The sequence below is a fragment of the Streptomyces sp. NPDC048419 genome (genome assembly GCF_043200415.1).
GTDB lineage: Bacteria > Actinomycetota > Actinomycetes > Streptomycetales > Streptomycetaceae > Streptomyces.
In genome coordinates, this window is record NZ_JBICXT010000003.1 from 418,058 (window position 1) to 433,522 (window position 15,465).

The following is a 15,465-nucleotide window of genomic DNA, read 5'->3' on the forward strand; positions in this document are numbered from 1 at the left end:
CCAGCAGGCGGTAGCACCACCTCAGCCCGCCGTCTCCCCGCCCTTCCGGGTGCGGGAGGCGGCGGGTTCGTGCATGTCCAGGCCCGCCGTCGCGTACCGGACCGGACCGCGCGGCGACGGGACGGCGTCCAGCGTCCGCTCCAGCGCGCGGGAGACCGCCGCCTCCCGCACCAGCCGGGCCCCTTCGGCCACGCACTCCGCGTACCGCTCGTCACCCAGCCGCTCCCGGGCCGTCGCCTCGCACAGCTCGTGCGGGGCGTCGTAGTAAGCCGAGCCGAACAGCGGAAGGCCCACCGACCGCCACATCCGGGCGGCCGCGCCCTGCAGCACCGCCGCCTCCGCCGCGTCGCCCTGCGCCACGGTGACCAGGGCGAGCAGCTCCACCGTCAGCACCGAGCCGAGCAGGTCGTGGAAGGCGTGGGCGCCGGTCAGGCACTCGGTCAGCAGCGCGCGCGCCCGCGGGAGGTCGCCGTCGGCCCAGGCCGCGTACGCCAGGACGTACAGCGCATAGCCGCGGGCCCACCGCTCACCGTGGTCCTCGCACACCCGCCGCACGTCCTCGCACAGTCGCACCGCGTCCGGCAGATCGCCCTGGAACGCCCGCGTCATCGCGAGTTCGACCTGGCCCATCAGCACATTGCTGTTGAGCTCGCCGATCTCGTGGTAGCGGTCCAGCGCCGACTGCAGCAGCCGCTCCGCACGCTCCATGTCGTCGCTGACCAGGGCCAGACATCCGGCGCGGTGCTCCGCGTACGCCACCGCCGTCCGGTCTCCGGAGTGCTCCGCCTCCTCGCGGCACTCCTGCAGCGCCGCCAGCGCGGGCACGGTGTCGCCCTGGAGGATCGCCACATAGCCGAGCACCCACAGCGCCTTCAGCCGGGACTGTTCGTGCCCGGTGTCCAGCCGCACCACCTGCTCCAGCCAGTGCCGCCCCTCCGAAAGGCGCCCGCAGCCCGCCCAGTAGAACCACAGTGAGCCCGCGAGGTACTGCCCCAGATGCGCCTCCTCCGGCTCGCCCAGGCAGTGCTCCAGCGCGCTGCGCAGATTGGGCAGCTCCGCCTCCACGCGCGCGGCCACCTCGGCCTGGCGCGGCGAGAACCAGTCCAGCTCGCACCAGGTGGCGAGCCCCAGGTACCAGTCGCGGTGCCGCCGACGCAGCCGGGCCGCGTCGCCCGTCGCCTCCAGCCACTCGGCGCCGTACGCGCGCACCGTGTCCAGCATCCGGTAGCGCGCGCCCGCCGGCGTCTCCTCGCGGGCGACCACCGACTGCGCGAGCAGTTCCGTGAGCACGTCCAGGACGTCGTCGGCCTTCAGGCCCTGCCCGCTGCACACGTACTCGACGGCCTCCAGGTCGAACCGCCCGGCGAACACCGACAGCCGCGACCACAGCAACCGTTCGCGGGGCGTGCACAGTTCATGGCTCCAGCCGATGGCCAGGCGCAGGGTCTGATGGCGGGGCAGCGCGTCCCGCTCGCCGCAGGTCAGCAGGAGGAAGCGGTCGTCCAGCCGGTCCAGCAGCTGGCTGGGGGAGAGAGCCCGCAGCCGGCCGGCGGCCAGTTCCACGGCGAGCGGGATCCCGTCCAGCCGACGGCACACCTCGCGGAGATCCGGGCCGTCCGTCACCGCCGGGCCCTGCTCGGCCGCCCGGTTCAGCAGCAGCTCGACCGCCTCGTCCTCGCCCAGCGGCACCAGCGGGAACGTCCGCTCACCGGCCAGGGCCAGGGGCCTGCGCCCCACCGCGAGCACCGTGAGCCCGGGCACCTGCCGCAGCAACTCGCCCACCAGCTCCGCGCACGCCTCCACCAGGTGCTCGAAACCGTCCAGCACGAGCAGCAGTTGACGCTCGGCGAGATGCGCCAGCAGCGTCTCGCGCGGCGGCCGGGTGGTGTGGTCCGTCAACCCCAGTGCCTCCACGAGGGCGTAGTCGACGAACGCCGGATCGCGCACCGGTGCCAGCTCCACCCGCCACACGCCGTCGCGCGGCGCGCACCGTGCGGCCGCCCGCGCCGCGAGCCGTGACTTGCCGACACCGCCCGCCCCGGTCACCGTCACCAGACGTGCGGAGCCGATCAACCGCGCCAAAGCGGCGAGTTCGGCCGAGCGCCCGACGAACGCGTTGAGCTCCAGCGGTAGATTGCCGTCCATGTGTCCGTCGCCCCGTTGATGGTCCCGCATGGAATACGGAGCGTACTGAACCGTAATCACTCCGTACAATCGCTTCGCGCAACCCCCGCAGCGCGCGACGGTAATCCGGTGCGGAGCTCCGCGGCCGGCGCGATAGGCTCGGTCCATTGCTTTTCGATGTTCAGGCACGTTTCAGGGAGCGGGTGCGCGAGGTGTCCGGTGGAGAGGTGGCCGGGATCCTGGTGGCCGTCTTCTGGGCGATCCTGGTCTCCTTCCTCGCCGTAGCGCTGGCGAGGCTGGCCCAGACGCTCAGGGCGACCACCAAGCTGGTGGCAGAGGTGACCGACCAGGCCGTGCCGCTGCTGTCCGACGCGTCCGCGGCGGTGCGGTCGGCGCAGACCCAGATCGACCGGGTCGACGCCATCGCCACCGACGTCCAGGAGGTCACGTCGAACGCGTCGGCGCTGTCCACCACCGTCGCCTCCACCTTCGGCGGACCGCTGGTCAAGGTCGCGGCCTTCGGCTACGGCGTCCGCCGCGCCCTGGGCGTCCGCAGGGAGGACGCGCCCCCCAGGACATCGAGGGAGACCGTGATCATTGGCCGCACCGTCCCGGCCGCGCGGCGGGAGAAGCGGAACAGGCGAAAGAAGGACTGAGCGACCGATGTTCCGCCGTACCTTCTGGTTCAGCACCGGCGTCGCCGCAGGTGTGTGGGCCACCACCAAGGTCAATCGCAAGCTGAAGCAGCTCACGCCCGAGAACCTCGCCGTGGCCGCCGCCAACAAGGCGATCGACGCCGGCCACCGGATCAAGGACCGGGCGGTCGGCTTCGCGCTGGACGTGCGCGACAACATGGCGCAGCGCGAGGAGGAGCTCGGCGAGGCCCTCGGTATCAACGCGGCCCCCGAACTCCCCGCGCCCCGGCGATACACGGCCATCGAGAACCGCAGCACACCGAAGTACGTCGAGGGTTCGACGTACCAGACGTACTCGTACAACCGGAATGAGGACCACTGATGGAGTCGGCCGAGATTCGCCGCCGCTGGCTGAGCTTCTTCGAGGAGCGCGGGCACACCGTCGTCCCTTCGGCGTCGCTCATCGCGGACGACCCGACTCTGCTCCTGGTCCCGGCCGGCATGGTGCCCTTCAAGCCCTACTTCCTGGGTGAGGTCAAGCCGCCCTTCGACCGCGCCACCAGCGTCCAGAAGTGCGTGCGTACGCCGGACATCGAAGAGGTCGGCAAGACCACGCGGCACGGCACGTTCTTCCAGATGTGCGGCAACTTCTCCTTCGGCGACTACTTCAAGGAAGGCGCCATCAAGTACGCCTGGGAGCTGCTCACCAGCCCCCAGGACAAGGGTGGTTACGGCCTGGAGCCGGAGAAGCTCTGGATCACCGTCTACAAGGACGACGACGAGGCCGAGCGCATCTGGCACGACGTCGTCGGTGTGCCGAAGGAGCGCATCCAGCGCCTCGGCATGAAGGACAACTACTGGTCCATGGGCGTCCCCGGCCCCTGCGGCCCCTGTTCCGAGATCAACTACGACCGCGGGCCCGAGTTCGGCGCCGAGGGCGGCCCCGCCGTCAACGACGAGCGGTACGTGGAGATCTGGAACCTCGTCTTCATGCAGTACGAGCGCGGCGAGGGCATCGGCAAGGACAACTTCGAGATCCTCGGCGAGCTCCCGAGCAAGAACATCGACACGGGCCTCGGCCTGGAGCGCCTCGCCATGATTCTGCAGGGCGTGCAGAACATGTACGAGATCGACACCTCCATGGCCGTCATCAACAAGGCCACCGAGCTGACCGGCGTCCACTACGGCGACGCCCACGGCTCGGACGTCTCTCTGCGTGTCGTCACCGACCACATGCGCACGTCCGTGATGCTCATCGGCGACGGTGTCACCCCGGGCAACGAGGGCCGCGGGTACGTGCTGCGCCGCATCATGCGCCGCGCCATCCGCAACATGCGGCTGCTCGGCGCCACCGGCCCGGTCGTGCTCGAACTCATCGACACGGTCATCGCGATGATGGGCCGGCAGTACCCGGAGCTGGTCACCGACCGCGAGCGCATCGAGAAGGTCGCCGTCGCCGAGGAGAACGCCTTCCTCAAGACGCTGAAGGCCGGCACCAACATCCTCGACACCGCCGTCACCGAGACCAAGGCCGCGGGCTCCGCGGTCCTCGCCGGCGACAAGGCGTTCCTGCTCCACGACACCTGGGGCTTCCCGATCGACCTCACCCTCGAGATGGCCGCCGAGCAGGGCCTCTCGGTGGACGAGGACGGCTTCCGCCGCCTGATGAAGGAGCAGCGGGAGCGCGCCAAGGCCGACGCCCAGTCCAAGAAGACCGGCCACGCCGGCGCCGGCGCCTACCGGGAGATCGCCGACAAGGTCGGCGAGACCGACTTCATCGGCTACAGCGAGACCGAGGGCGAGTCCACCGTCGTCGGCATCCTCGTCGACGGCGCCTCCTCCCCGGCCGCCACCGAGGGCGACGAGGTCGAGATCGTCCTCGACCGCACCCCGTTCTACGCCGAGGGCGGCGGCCAGATCGGCGACACCGGCCGGATCAAGTCCGACTCCGGTGCCGTGATCGAGATCCGCGACTGCCAGAAGCCGGTCCCGGGCGTCTACGTCCACAAGGGCGTCGTCCAGGTCGGCGAGATCACCGTCGGCGCCAAGGCCCACGCCTCCATCGACGGCCGCCGCCGCACGGCGATCGCCCGCGCCCACTCGGCCACGCACCTCACCCACCAGGCGCTGCGCGACGCGCTGGGCCCGACGGCCGCCCAGGCCGGTTCCGAGAACCAGCCCGGCCGCTTCCGCTTCGACTTCGGCTCGCCGTCCGCCGTTCCCACGGCCGTGATGAGCGACGTCGAGCAGAAGATCAACGAGGTGCTCGCCCGCGACCTCGACGTCCGCGCCGACGTCATGGGCATCGACGAGGCGAAGAAGCAGGGCGCCATCGCCGAGTTCGGCGAGAAGTACGGCGAGCGCGTGCGCGTCGTGACCATCGGCGACTTCTCCAAGGAGCTGTGCGGCGGCACGCACGTCCACAACACCGCCCAGCTCGGCCTGGTCAAGCTGCTCGGCGAGTCCTCCATCGGCTCGGGTGTCCGTCGTATCGAGGCCCTCGTCGGTGTGGACGCCTACAACTTCCTCGCCCGCGAGCACACGGTCGTCAACCAGCTGACCGAGCTGCTCAAGGGCCGCTCGGAGGAGCTGCCGGAGAAGGTCTCCTCGATGCTCGGCAAGCTGAAGGACGCCGAGAAGGAGATCGAGAAGTTCCGCGCCGAGAAGGTGCTGCAGGCCGCCGCCGGTCTCGCCGAGTCGGCCAAGGACGTCCGCGGCATCGCCGTCGTCACCGGCCAGGTCCCGGACGGCACCACCCCCGACGACCTGCGCAAGCTGGTCCTCGACGTGCGCGGCCGCATCCAGGGCGGACGCGCCGCGGTGGTCGCGCTGTTCACGGTCAACAACGGCAAGCCACTGACGGTCATCGCCACCAACGAGCCCGCCCGCGAGCGCGGCCTCAAGGCCGGCGACCTGGTCCGTACGGCGGCCAAGACCCTCGGCGGCGGCGGTGGCGGCAAGCCGGACGTCGCCCAGGGCGGCGGCCAGAACCCGGCCGCGATCGGCGAGGCCGTGGACGCCGTCGAGCGTCTCGTGGCGGACACCGCGAAGTGACGATGCGCAGAGGCCGCCGGCTCGCGGTCGACGTCGGGGACGCCCGGATCGGGGTCGCCTCGTGCGACCCCGACGGGATCCTCGCCACTCCGGTGGAGACGGTCCCCGGGCGGGACGTCCCCCAGGCTCACCGGCGGCTGAAGCAACTCGTCGAGGAGTACGAGCCGATCGAGGTCGTCGTCGGCCTGCCCCGCTCCCTCAAGGGGGGCGAGGGTCCGGCCGCGGTCAAGGTCCGCGGCTTCGCCCAGGAGCTCGCGAAGGGCATCGCCCCGATCCCGGTGCGGCTCGTCGACGAGCGGATGACGACGGTGACGGCGAGCCAGGGGCTGCGGGCCTCGGGCGTGAAATCGAAGAAGGGCCGCTCGGTCATCGACCAGGCAGCCGCTGTGATCATCCTCCAGCAGGCGCTCGAATCCGAACGGGTGTCAGGTAAAGCACCCGGCGAGGGCGTCGAAGTGGTCATCTGATCGCGATACGGTAACGTTCCGCGCGATTGCGCCGCTGTTCGAAAAGCTGGTGCACAGCAAGAGGCGGGACGGATACCCGGCCAAAGGCCGCGTAACCGCTGCCTCGCGGCTCTAGGGGTTCGATGACTGAGTATGGCCGGGGCGAAGGCTCCGAACCGTGGAATCCGGAGGACCCGCTCTACGGGAACGACGGATGGGGAGGACAGCAGGCCCAGACGGGCCGGCAGTCCCCCTACGGCGGCCAGCCGCAGCACGACCCTGAGCAGCCGCAGCAGCAGTACTACGACGACTGGAGCCAGGGCGGTCAGTCCGGGTACGGCCAGGGGCAGCAGCAGTACCAGGGCTACGACCAGCAGTACTACGCAGGTCAGGACCAGCAGCAGTACCCCCAGGATCAGCAGCAGTACCGCCAGGGCCAGGAGCAGTACCAGGGTCAGCAGCAGTACCAGGGCCAGCAGTACCAGGGTCAGCAGGCGTATGACCAGGGCGGCTGGGGAACCGGCACGCACGTCCAGTACACCGATCCTTCGGACCCGTACGGCCGGCAGGCCGCTTCGTACGGCGGCGAGCAGCCCGACCAGTACGGCACCCCCGACGCCTATCCGCCGCCCGAACCACCGGCCCGCAGGCAGGCCGAACCCCAGCGTCAGACCGATTGGGACCCCGGCCCCGACCAGGGCGAACACGCCTTCTTCGCCGGGGACGACGATGACGACGAGGACGACGACGCGCCGGGCGGCCGCAAGGGCCGCGGCGGCAAGAAACCGAAGAAACGCCGCAGCGGGTGCGCCTGCCTCGTCCTGGTGGCGATCTTCGCGGGCGGTGTCGCCGGTGTCGGCTACTTCGGCTACCACTTCTACCAGGATCGTTTCGGCCCGTCGCCGGACTACGCGGGCGAGGGGAACGGCCAGCAGGTCACCGTCGTCATCCCCAAGGGTGCCGGCGGTTATGTGATCGGCCAGAAGCTCAAGGAGGCGGGCGTCGTCGAGTCCGTCGACGCCTTCGTCTCGGCGCAGCAGTCGAACCCCAAGGGCAAGACGATCCAGGACGGCGTCTACACGCTGCAGAAGCAGATGTCGGCCGCGAGCGCGGTCGAGCTGATGCTCAGCCCGAAGAGCCGCAGCAACCTGATCTTCGCCGAGGGCATGCGCAACACGGCCGTCTACAAGCTGATCGACACCCGTCTCGGGGTCGCCGCGGGCACCACGGCGAAGGTCGCGAAGCAGGACTACAAGAAGCTCGGCCTGCCCTCGTGGGCGCTGAACCATCCGAACCTCAAGGACCCGCTGGAAGGATTCCTCTACCCCTCCAGCTACGGGGTCTCCAAGGGCCAGAAGCCCGAGGACGTCCTGAAGGACATGGTCTCGCGGGCCAACGGCACCTACGAAGAGCTCGGCCTGGAGAAGAAGGCGAAGAGCCTCGGACTCTCCGGCCCCTGGCAGCTGCTCACCGTGGCCAGCCTGGTGCAGGCCGAGGGCACGAGCCACGACGACTTCCGCAAGATGGCCGAGGTCGTCTACAACCGCCTCAAGCCCGGCAACCCCGAGACCTACGGCTCGCTCGAGTTCGACTCCACGTACAACTACGTGAAGAACCAGAGCAAGATCGACCTGAGCATCGCCGAGCTGCGGAAGTACAACAACCCGTACAACACGTACTACATCAAGGGCCTGCCGCCCGGCCCGATCGACAACCCCGGCGCCGAGGCGATCAAGGGTTCGCTCGACCCGACGCACGACGGCTGGTACTACTTCATCTCGTTGGACGGCAAGACCAGCAAGTTCACCAAGACGCTCGCCGAGCACAACAAGCTGGTCGACGAATTCAATGCGTCGAGGAAAAAGAGCTGATGAAGACGACCCGGCGGGCGGCCGTGCTCGGTTCGCCCATCGCCCACTCCCTGTCCCCGCAGCTGCACACCGCGGGATACCGGGCGCTCGGCCTTCAGGGCTGGTCGTACGGCAGGTTCGAGATCGACGAGGCGGCGCTGCCCGGGTTCTTCGCGAAGCTCGGTCCCGAGTGGGCGGGGCTGTCCCTGACGATGCCGCTGAAGCGGGCGGTGATCCCGCTGCTCGACGAGATCACCGACACGGCCGCCTCGGTCGAGGCGGTGAACACCGTGGTGTTCCACCCCGACGGCCGCCGGACCGGCGACAACACCGACATCCCCGGACTGGTGGCCGCGCTGCACGAGCGTGGAGTGGAGAAGACCGAGTCGGCCGCGATCCTGGGCGCCGGGGCCACCGCCTCCTCCGCGCTCGCGGCACTCGCCCGCATCTGCACCGGTGAGGTCGCGGTCTACGTCCGCAGCGAGCGGCGCGCGGACGAGATGCGGCAGTGGGGCGAGCGGCTCGGCGTCCAGGTCCGCCCGGCCGACTGGGCCGACGCGGAACGCGCCTTCGAGGCACCCCTGGTGATCTCCACGACGCCCGCCGGCGGCACCGACGCGCTGGCCGAGCGGCTGCCCGAGCAGGTCGGCACCCTCTTCGACGTGCTCTACGAACCGTGGCCCACCCCGCTCGCCGCGGCCTGGGAGGCCCGCGGCGGACAGGTGCTCGGCGGCCTCGACCTGCTGGTGCACCAGGCGGTCTTCCAGTTCCGCCAGTTCACCGGTGATCCGCGCTCGCCGCTGGCGGCGATGCGCGAGGCCGCGCAGCCGCGCTGACCGTCCGGACCCCTCACCCTTGCGTCTGTCAGGCGCGGGACCCCCGTCTGTCAGCCCTGTGTCCGTCTGCCGGACCGGGAGCAACGGTGCACCGCGGACGTGGGAGGATCGGAGGTGGCGGGCCGGGGCCGCGCACCTGGTCACGCCGTCGCCGTACGCGAGGAAGCGCGTACGCAGGGCAGTACCAGGGCGCGAGCACTGAGGAGCACCGTTGAGCAGGTTGCGCTGGCTGACCGCGGGGGAGTCCCACGGTCCCGCACTCGTGGCGACGCTGGAGGGCCTTCCGGCCGGCGTGCCGATCACGACGGAGATGGTGGCGGACCACCTGGCCCGGCGCAGGCTCGGCTATGGACGCGGTGCGCGTATGAAGTTCGAGCGCGACGAGATCACCTTCCTGGGCGGTGTCCGGCACGGTCTGAGCCTGGGTTCCCCGGTCGCGATCATGGTGGGCAACACCGAGTGGCCGAAGTGGGAGCAGGTCATGGCGGCCGATCCGGTCGACCCGGAGATCCTGGCCGGCCTGGCCCGCAACGCGCCGCTGACCCGTCCGCGTCCCGGTCACGCGGACCTGGCGGGCATGCAGAAGTACGGCTTCGACGAGGCGCGGCCGATTCTGGAGCGGGCCTCAGCGCGGGAGACCGCGGCCCGGGTCGCGCTGGGCGCGGTGGCGCGGTCGTACCTGAAGGAGACGGCCGGCATCGAGATCGTCAGCCATGTCGTGGAGCTGTGCTCGGTGAAGGCGCCGCAGGGTGTGTACCCGACGCCGGCCGACGTGGAGAGGCTGGACGCCGACCCGCTGCGCTGCCTGGACGCGGACACGTCGAAGGCGATGGTGGCGGAGGTCGACCAGGCCCACAAGGACGGCGACACCCTGGGCGGTGTGGTCGAGGTGCTCGCCTACGACGTTCCGGTCGGCCTGGGCTCGCACGTGCACTGGGACCGCAAGCTGGACGCGCGGCTGGCCGGTGCCCTGATGGGCATTCAGGCGATCAAGGGCGTGGAGATCGGTGACGGGTTCGAGCTGGCGCGGGTGCCGGGGTCCAAGGCGCACGACGAGATCGTGAACACGCCGGAGGGCATCCGGCGGGTGTCCGGGCGTTCCGGTGGCACCGAGGGCGGTCTGAGCACGGGCGAGCTGCTGCGGGTGCGGGCGGCGATGAAGCCGATCGCGACCGTGCCGCGGGCGCTGCAGACGGTGGACGTGAGCACCGGTGAGGCGACTCAGGCGCACCACCAGCGTTCGGACGTGTCCGCGGTGCCGGCCGCCGGCATCGTCGCCGAGGCGATGGTGGCGCTGGTGCTGGCGGACGCGGTGGCGGAGAAGTTCGGCGGCGACAACGTCGTGGAGACCCGCCGTAACGTGCGTTCCTACCTCGAGAACCTGGCCATCCGGTGAGCGCGGTGCCGGTGGTGGTGCTGGTGGGCCCGATGGGCGTGGGCAAGTCGACGGTGGGTCAGTTGCTGGCCGGGCGGCTCGGTGTCGGCTACCGGGACACCGACGACGACATCGTGGCCGAGCAGGGCCGGACCATCGCGGAGATCTTCGTCGACGAGGGCGAGACGGCCTTCCGGGCGATCGAGAAGCAGGCGGTGCACAGGGCGCTGGCCGAGCACGACGGCGTGCTGGCGCTCGGCGGCGGCGCGATCCTGGACGCGGACACGCGGGCGCTGCTGGCCGGGCAGCGGGTGGTCTACCTCTCGATGGACGTCGAGGAGGCGGTCAAGCGCACCGGCCTGAACACCGCCCGCCCGCTGCTCGCGGTCAACCCGCGCAAGCAGTGGCGCGAGCTGATGGAGGCCCGCCGCTCGCTGTACGAGCAGATCGCCACGGCGGTCGTGGCCACCGACGGCCGCACGCCCGAAGAGGTCACCCAAGTTGCCCTGGACGCACTGGAGTTGAAGGAAGCATGAGCGAGGCAGTCACCCGCATCCAGGTCGGCGGGAGCGCGGGCAGCGACCCGTACGAGGTTCTGGTGGGCCGTCAGCTCCTGGGCGAGCTGGCCACTTTGGTGGGGGAGCGGACCAAGCGGGTCGCGGTGATCCACCCCGAAGCGCTGGCCGAGACCGGTGACGCCCTGCGCGCCGATCTCGCCGGGCAGGGCTTCGAGGCCGTGGCCATCCAGGTGCCCAACGCGGAGGAGGCCAAGACCGCCGAGGTCGCCGCCTACTGCTGGAGGGCGCTGGGCCAGTCCGGCTTCACCCGCTCCGACGTGATCGTGGGCGTGGGCGGCGGCGCCACCACCGACCTGGCGGGGTTCGTCGCGGCGACCTGGCTGCGCGGGGTGCGCTGGATCGCCATCCCGACCACGGTCCTCGCGATGGTGGACGCCGCCGTCGGCGGCAAGACCGGCATCAACACCGCCGAGGGCAAGAACCTGGTCGGCGCCTTCCACCCGCCCGCGGGTGTGCTGTGCGACCTGGCCGCGCTGGACTCCCTCCCGGTCAACGACTACGTCTCCGGGCTCGCCGAGATCATCAAGGCCGGCTTCATCGCCGACCCGGTGATCCTGGAGCTGATCGAGGCCGACCCGCAGGCGGCGCGCACACCGGCCGGCCCGCACACCGCCGAGCTCATCGAGCGCTCGATCCGGGTCAAGGCCGAGGTCGTCTCGTCCGACCTGAAGGAATCGGGTCTGCGGGAGATCCTCAACTACGGCCACACGCTGGGCCACGCGATCGAGAAGAACGAGCGCTACAAGTGGCGGCACGGCGCCGCGGTCGCGGTCGGCATGCACTTCGCGGCCGAACTGGGCCGTCTGGCGGGCCGGTTGGACGACGCCACGGCCGACCGGCACCGCGCGGTCCTGGAGTCGGTCGGACTGCCGCTGCACTACCGCCACGACCAGTGGCCCAAGCTGCTGGAGACGATGAAGGTCGACAAGAAGTCCCGCGGCGACCTGCTGCGCTTCATCGTCCTGGACGGCCTGGCCAAGCCGACCGTCCTGGAGGGCCCGGACCCCGCCGTGCTGCTCGCCGCGTACGGCGAGGTGGGGGAGTAAGTCCTCCGGAACGTCATCCGTCCGATTTGCCTTGCGTGGCTGGGCACTTCGAGCCGTCCCCGGCCGTTCACCAAACGGCGGCCGGGGAAGGTACCGTTCGGTAGCGAGCGGGACTCGCGCCTCGCTGCCGGGCGCCGATTGCCTGCGGCGACACCGAGCCCATTGAGAACGAGACGGAGTGGCACCGGATGCAGCACGCAGTGGGTTCTCCGCTGCCGCCGCCCCACCAGCCGGGGCACGGACCGGCCGCCGGCTGGTCGCCGGCCGCGCACCACCCGGGTCCGCATCATGCGGACCCGCACCAGGGCCCGCCCCCCGTGCCCCCACCGCCCCCGGCGCCGGGCCACCCCCAGGCGCCCGTGGCGCCGGCCCCGCCGCAGCACGTCCCGGCACCGCCGCCGGAGACCACCGGCCATGTACCGCTGCCGCCCGGCGGCCCGGTCGCCATGCCCAGCGCACCGCAGGCCCCGAGCGCGCCGGACCTGGCGGGCACGACCCTCGCGGTGCTGCTCATCGGCCCGGCGGGCGCGGGCAAGACCAGCGTCGCCAAGTACTGGGCGGACCACCGCCGCGTCCCCACCGCCCACATCAGCCTCGACGACGTACGCGAATGGGTCCGCTCGGGCTTCGCCGACCCTCAGTCGGGGTGGAACGACAACTCCGAGGCGCAGTACCGCCTCGCCCGCCGCACCTGCGGCTTCGCCGCCCGCAACTTCCTGGCCAACGGCATCTCCTGCATCCTCGACGACGCCGTCTTCCCCGACCGCCCGGTCGTCGGGCTCGGCGGCTGGAAGCGCCATGTGGGCCCCGGCCTGCTGCCGGTCGTCCTCCTGCCCGGCCTGGAGATCGTGCTGGAGCGCAACGCGGAACGTGCAGGCAACCGCCGCCTGACCGACGAGGAGGTCGCCCGCATCCACGGCCGCATGGCGGGGTGGTACGGCTCGGGCCTGCCGATCATCGACAACTCCCAGCTGGACGTGCCGGCGACCGCCCGCGTCCTGGACGACGTACTGGCGAGATCGATCGCGAGCCCGCCGAACTGGTAGCGGGGGCAGCGTCGAGCCGCGGCCCCCGTCCCCCGAACGGCACCTTCAGAACCGGCACAAATCGCCCAACCCTCCTACGCTCGTCTCATGTCAGAGGTGTACGCGAACCGCCGAGCCCGGCTGAGGGCACGCTGCAATGCCGGCGGCAGCCAAGCCGCCCTGATCTCCCGCCCCGCCAATGTCCGTTACCTCGCGGGCACGGCCCCGCGGGGCGCCGTCCTGCTGCTGGGCAAGACCGAGGACCTGCTGCTCTGCGCCGGCCCGCCGGAGGACCGCGTCGCGGACGGCCGGGTGGACGACGCCCTGCGCGCGCAGACCCTGCCCGGCACCGCAGGCGATCCCGCCGTGGCCGCGGCCGACCTCGCCGAGGCACAGCGCGCCGACACCCTCGCCGTGGAGGAGCACCACCTCACCGTGGCGCGTCATCGCGCCATCCGTTCGGTCGTCCCGCGGCTGCGCCTCACCGATCTCGCGGCCTCCGTCGAACAGCTCAGGATCGTCAAGGACGAGGAGGAGATCTCCTGCCTGCGCATCGGCGCGGAGATCACCGACCAGGCCCTCGGCGAGCTCCTGGAGTCCATCCTGGTAGGCCGCACCGAACGGCACCTCGCTCTCGAACTGGAGCGGCGCCTCGTCGACCACGGCGCCGACGGCCCCGCGTTCCCGACTTCCGTCGCCACCGGCCCCAACGCCGGCCGGCGCGGCCACCGGCCCACCGACCGCCGGGTCGAGGAGGGCGACTTCCTCTCCGTCTGCCTGGGCGCCGCCTACCGCGGCTACCGCTGCGAGATCGGCCGCACCTTCGTCATCGGCACGTCTCCCGCGGACTGGCAGATCGAGCTCTACGACGTCGTCTTCGCCGCCCAGCGCGCGGGCCGGGAGGCGCTTATGCCCGGTGCGGCCTGCCGTGACGTGGACCGGGCCGCCCGTCAGGTACTGGGCTCCGCGGGGCACGCCGAAGGGCTGCCGCCCATGACGGGGCACGGCGTGGGACTCGAAATCGACGAGGACCCGCAGCTGGCCCCTGCGGCCATGGGTAAACTGGACGCTTGCGTGCCGGTCACCGTCGAACCCGGGGTCCACCTCCCGGGCCGGGGCGGCGTCCGGATCGATGACACGCTCGTCGTCCGCCCCGAGGCGGACGGCGGACCCGAGCTACTCACCATCACGACCAAGGAGCTGCTCGCACTATAGGCAAGGTGCGTGCCCCGGGGTCGTCCACGTCAGTCCAGGAGATTCCGCAACCGTGGCTTCCACGAACGACCTCAAGAACGGCCTTGTGCTCAAGCTCGAAGGCGGCCAGCTCTGGTCCGTCGTCGAGTTCCAGCACGTCAAGCCCGGCAAGGGCCCGGCCTTCGTGCGCACCAAGCTCAAGAACGTGCTCTCCGGCAAGGTCGTCGACAAGACCTTCAACGCCGGCGTCAAGGTCGAGACGGCCACTGTCGACAAGCGCGACATGCAGTTCTCGTACATGGACGGCGACTACTTCGTCTTCATGGACATGGAGACGTACGACCAGCTCATGGTCGACCGCAAGGCCGTCGGCGACGCCGCCAACTTCCTGATCGAGGGCTTCACCGCCACCGTCGCGCAGCACGAGGGCGAGGTGCTCTTCGTGGAGCTGCCGGCCGCCGTCGAGCTCGTCATCCAGGAGACCGAGCCGGGCGTCCAGGGCGACCGCTCCACCGGCGGCACCAAGCCCGCCATCCTGGAGACCGGCCACCAGATCAACGTCCCGCTCTTCATCACCACCGGCGAGAAGATCAAGGTCGACACCCGTACCAGCGACTACCTCGGCCGGGTGAACAGCTAACCGTGGCTGCCCGCAACACGGCCCGCAAGCGCGCCTTCCAGATCCTCTTCGAGGGCGACCAGCGCGGCGCCGACGTCCTGACGGTCCTCGCGGACTGGATCCGGCTGTCCCGGGACGACACCCGGCAGCCGCCGGTCAGCGAGTACACCATGCAGCTCGTGGAGGGCTACGCGAAGCACGCGAAGCGCATCGACGAGCTGATCGCGCAGTACTCGGTGGGCTGGACGCTCGACCGGATGCCGGTGGTGGACCGCAACGTCCTGCGTCTCGGAGCCTACGAGCTGATCTGGGCCGACGAGACCCCGGACGCCGTCGTGCTGGACGAGATGGTGCAGCTGGCGAAGGAGTTCTCCACGGAGGAGTCGCCCGCGTTCGTCAACGGTCTGCTGGGCCGGCTCAAGGAGCTGAAGCCCTCGCTGCGCCGGGACGAGGCGTAGCACAGGCAGGCATTTCCCAGGGGGCCCGCGGCGTGAGCGCTGCGGGCCCCCTGGCGTGTCGTCCCGTGCCCTGGGGTGTCCCTGGGCCTCCGGCGCCCCTGAAGGCCGCAGAAAGCCGCCGGGGGGGGGGGGGGGCCGGGGTGGGGCGGCCCCCCCCCGGGCCGGGGGGGGGGGGGGGCCGGCCCCCGGCGCCAGGCAGGCCCCCCGGCAGTCGCAGTCGCCGCC

At 71.1% G+C, this 15,465-nt stretch carries 14 protein-coding genes; 13 read left to right on the forward strand and 1 reads right to left on the reverse strand.

Going from position 1 to position 15,465, the window contains the following annotated elements:
- Positions 1–21: 21 nt before the first annotated feature.
- The gene (locus ACGFYN_RS09645; RefSeq protein WP_393865217.1) at positions 22–2,175 is read right to left on the reverse strand and encodes an ATP-binding protein; all 2,154 of its coding nucleotides are present in this window, start codon (positions 2,173–2,175) and stop codon (positions 22–24) included.
- 152 nt (positions 2,176–2,327) lie between these two features.
- Between ACGFYN_RS09645 and ACGFYN_RS09650 the strand changes: the two genes are divergently transcribed.
- The 13 genes from ACGFYN_RS09650 (at position 2,328) to nusB (ending at position 15,240) form a co-directional block, all read left to right on the forward strand.
- Positions 2,328–2,780, forward strand: a complete 453-nt coding sequence (locus ACGFYN_RS09650) for a DUF948 domain-containing protein (RefSeq protein WP_393865330.1) — start codon at positions 2,328–2,330, stop codon at positions 2,778–2,780.
- A 7-nt stretch (positions 2,781–2,787) separates the two neighbouring features.
- A complete protein-coding gene (locus ACGFYN_RS09655) occupies positions 2,788–3,141 on the forward strand; it encodes a hypothetical protein (RefSeq protein WP_384264959.1) in 354 nt (117 codons plus the stop codon).
- Positions 3,141–5,813 (forward strand): alanine--tRNA ligase, encoded by a 2,673-nt coding sequence (gene alaS / locus ACGFYN_RS09660; RefSeq protein WP_393865218.1) that lies wholly within the window; start codon positions 3,141–3,143, stop codon positions 5,811–5,813. The genes ACGFYN_RS09655 and alaS overlap by 1 nt, the downstream gene beginning before the upstream one ends.
- A gap of 2 nt (positions 5,814–5,815) precedes the next feature.
- On the forward strand, positions 5,816–6,280 hold the full coding sequence (gene ruvX / locus ACGFYN_RS09665) for a Holliday junction resolvase RuvX (protein WP_393865331.1): 465 nt from the start codon (positions 5,816–5,818) through the stop codon (positions 6,278–6,280).
- Positions 6,281–6,402: 122 nt separating this feature from the next.
- Positions 6,403–8,130: an endolytic transglycosylase MltG gene (gene mltG / locus ACGFYN_RS09670; protein WP_393865219.1), complete on the forward strand. Its 1,728-nt coding sequence runs from the start codon at positions 6,403–6,405 to the stop codon at positions 8,128–8,130.
- On the forward strand, positions 8,130–8,945 hold the full coding sequence (locus tag ACGFYN_RS09675) for a shikimate dehydrogenase (protein ID WP_393865220.1): 816 nt from the start codon (positions 8,130–8,132) through the stop codon (positions 8,943–8,945). Before mltG ends, ACGFYN_RS09675 begins: the two co-directional genes overlap by 1 nt.
- 211 nt (positions 8,946–9,156) lie before the next feature.
- Positions 9,157–10,341 (forward strand): chorismate synthase, encoded by a 1,185-nt coding sequence (gene aroC, locus ACGFYN_RS09680; protein ID WP_393865221.1) that lies wholly within the window; start codon positions 9,157–9,159, stop codon positions 10,339–10,341.
- A gap of 32 nt (positions 10,342–10,373) precedes the next feature.
- The gene (locus ACGFYN_RS09685; protein ID WP_393865332.1) at positions 10,374–10,856 is read left to right on the forward strand and encodes a shikimate kinase; all 483 of its coding nucleotides are present in this window, start codon (positions 10,374–10,376) and stop codon (positions 10,854–10,856) included.
- Positions 10,853–11,944: a 3-dehydroquinate synthase gene (gene aroB, locus ACGFYN_RS09690; protein ID WP_393865222.1), complete on the forward strand. Its 1,092-nt coding sequence runs from the start codon at positions 10,853–10,855 to the stop codon at positions 11,942–11,944. The genes ACGFYN_RS09685 and aroB overlap by 4 nt, the downstream gene beginning before the upstream one ends.
- Before the next feature lie 188 nt (positions 11,945–12,132).
- Positions 12,133–12,990: a Pro-rich N-terminal domain-containing protein gene (locus tag ACGFYN_RS09695; protein ID WP_393865223.1), complete on the forward strand. Its 858-nt coding sequence runs from the start codon at positions 12,133–12,135 to the stop codon at positions 12,988–12,990.
- Between the two features lie 87 nt (positions 12,991–13,077).
- Positions 13,078–14,184, forward strand: a complete 1,107-nt coding sequence (locus ACGFYN_RS09700) for an aminopeptidase P family protein (protein WP_393865224.1) — start codon at positions 13,078–13,080, stop codon at positions 14,182–14,184.
- A 52-nt stretch (positions 14,185–14,236) separates the two neighbouring features.
- Positions 14,237–14,803, forward strand: coding sequence for an elongation factor P (gene efp, locus ACGFYN_RS09705; protein WP_393865225.1), 567 nt, complete (start codon positions 14,237–14,239; stop codon positions 14,801–14,803).
- A gap of 2 nt (positions 14,804–14,805) precedes the next feature.
- Entirely contained in the window at positions 14,806–15,240 is a 435-nt protein-coding gene (gene nusB / locus ACGFYN_RS09710) for a transcription antitermination factor NusB (protein WP_393865226.1), read from the forward strand.
- Positions 15,241–15,465 lie beyond the last annotated feature (225 nt).

Bases quoted from the DNA above. Each gene is read 5' to 3' on its own strand.
- ACGFYN_RS09645 (WP_393865217.1), bottom strand. From the start codon at position 2,175: ATGCGGGACCATCAACGGGGCGACGGACACATGGACGGCAATCTACCG.
- ACGFYN_RS09655 (WP_384264959.1), top strand. From the start codon at position 2,788: ATGTTCCGCCGTACCTTCTGGTTCAGCACCGGCGTCGCCGCAGGTGTG.
- alaS (WP_393865218.1), top strand. From the start codon at position 3,141: ATGGAGTCGGCCGAGATTCGCCGCCGCTGGCTGAGCTTCTTCGAGGAG.
- ruvX (WP_393865331.1), top strand. From the start codon at position 5,816: ATGCGCAGAGGCCGCCGGCTCGCGGTCGACGTCGGGGACGCCCGGATC.
- mltG (WP_393865219.1), top strand. From the start codon at position 6,403: ATGACTGAGTATGGCCGGGGCGAAGGCTCCGAACCGTGGAATCCGGAG.
- ACGFYN_RS09675 (WP_393865220.1), top strand. From the start codon at position 8,130: ATGAAGACGACCCGGCGGGCGGCCGTGCTCGGTTCGCCCATCGCCCAC.
- ACGFYN_RS09685 (WP_393865332.1), top strand. From the start codon at position 10,374: ATGGGCGTGGGCAAGTCGACGGTGGGTCAGTTGCTGGCCGGGCGGCTC.
- aroB (WP_393865222.1), top strand. From the start codon at position 10,853: ATGAGCGAGGCAGTCACCCGCATCCAGGTCGGCGGGAGCGCGGGCAGC.
- ACGFYN_RS09695 (WP_393865223.1), top strand. From the start codon at position 12,133: ATGCAGCACGCAGTGGGTTCTCCGCTGCCGCCGCCCCACCAGCCGGGG.
- ACGFYN_RS09700 (WP_393865224.1), top strand. From the start codon at position 13,078: ATGTCAGAGGTGTACGCGAACCGCCGAGCCCGGCTGAGGGCACGCTGC.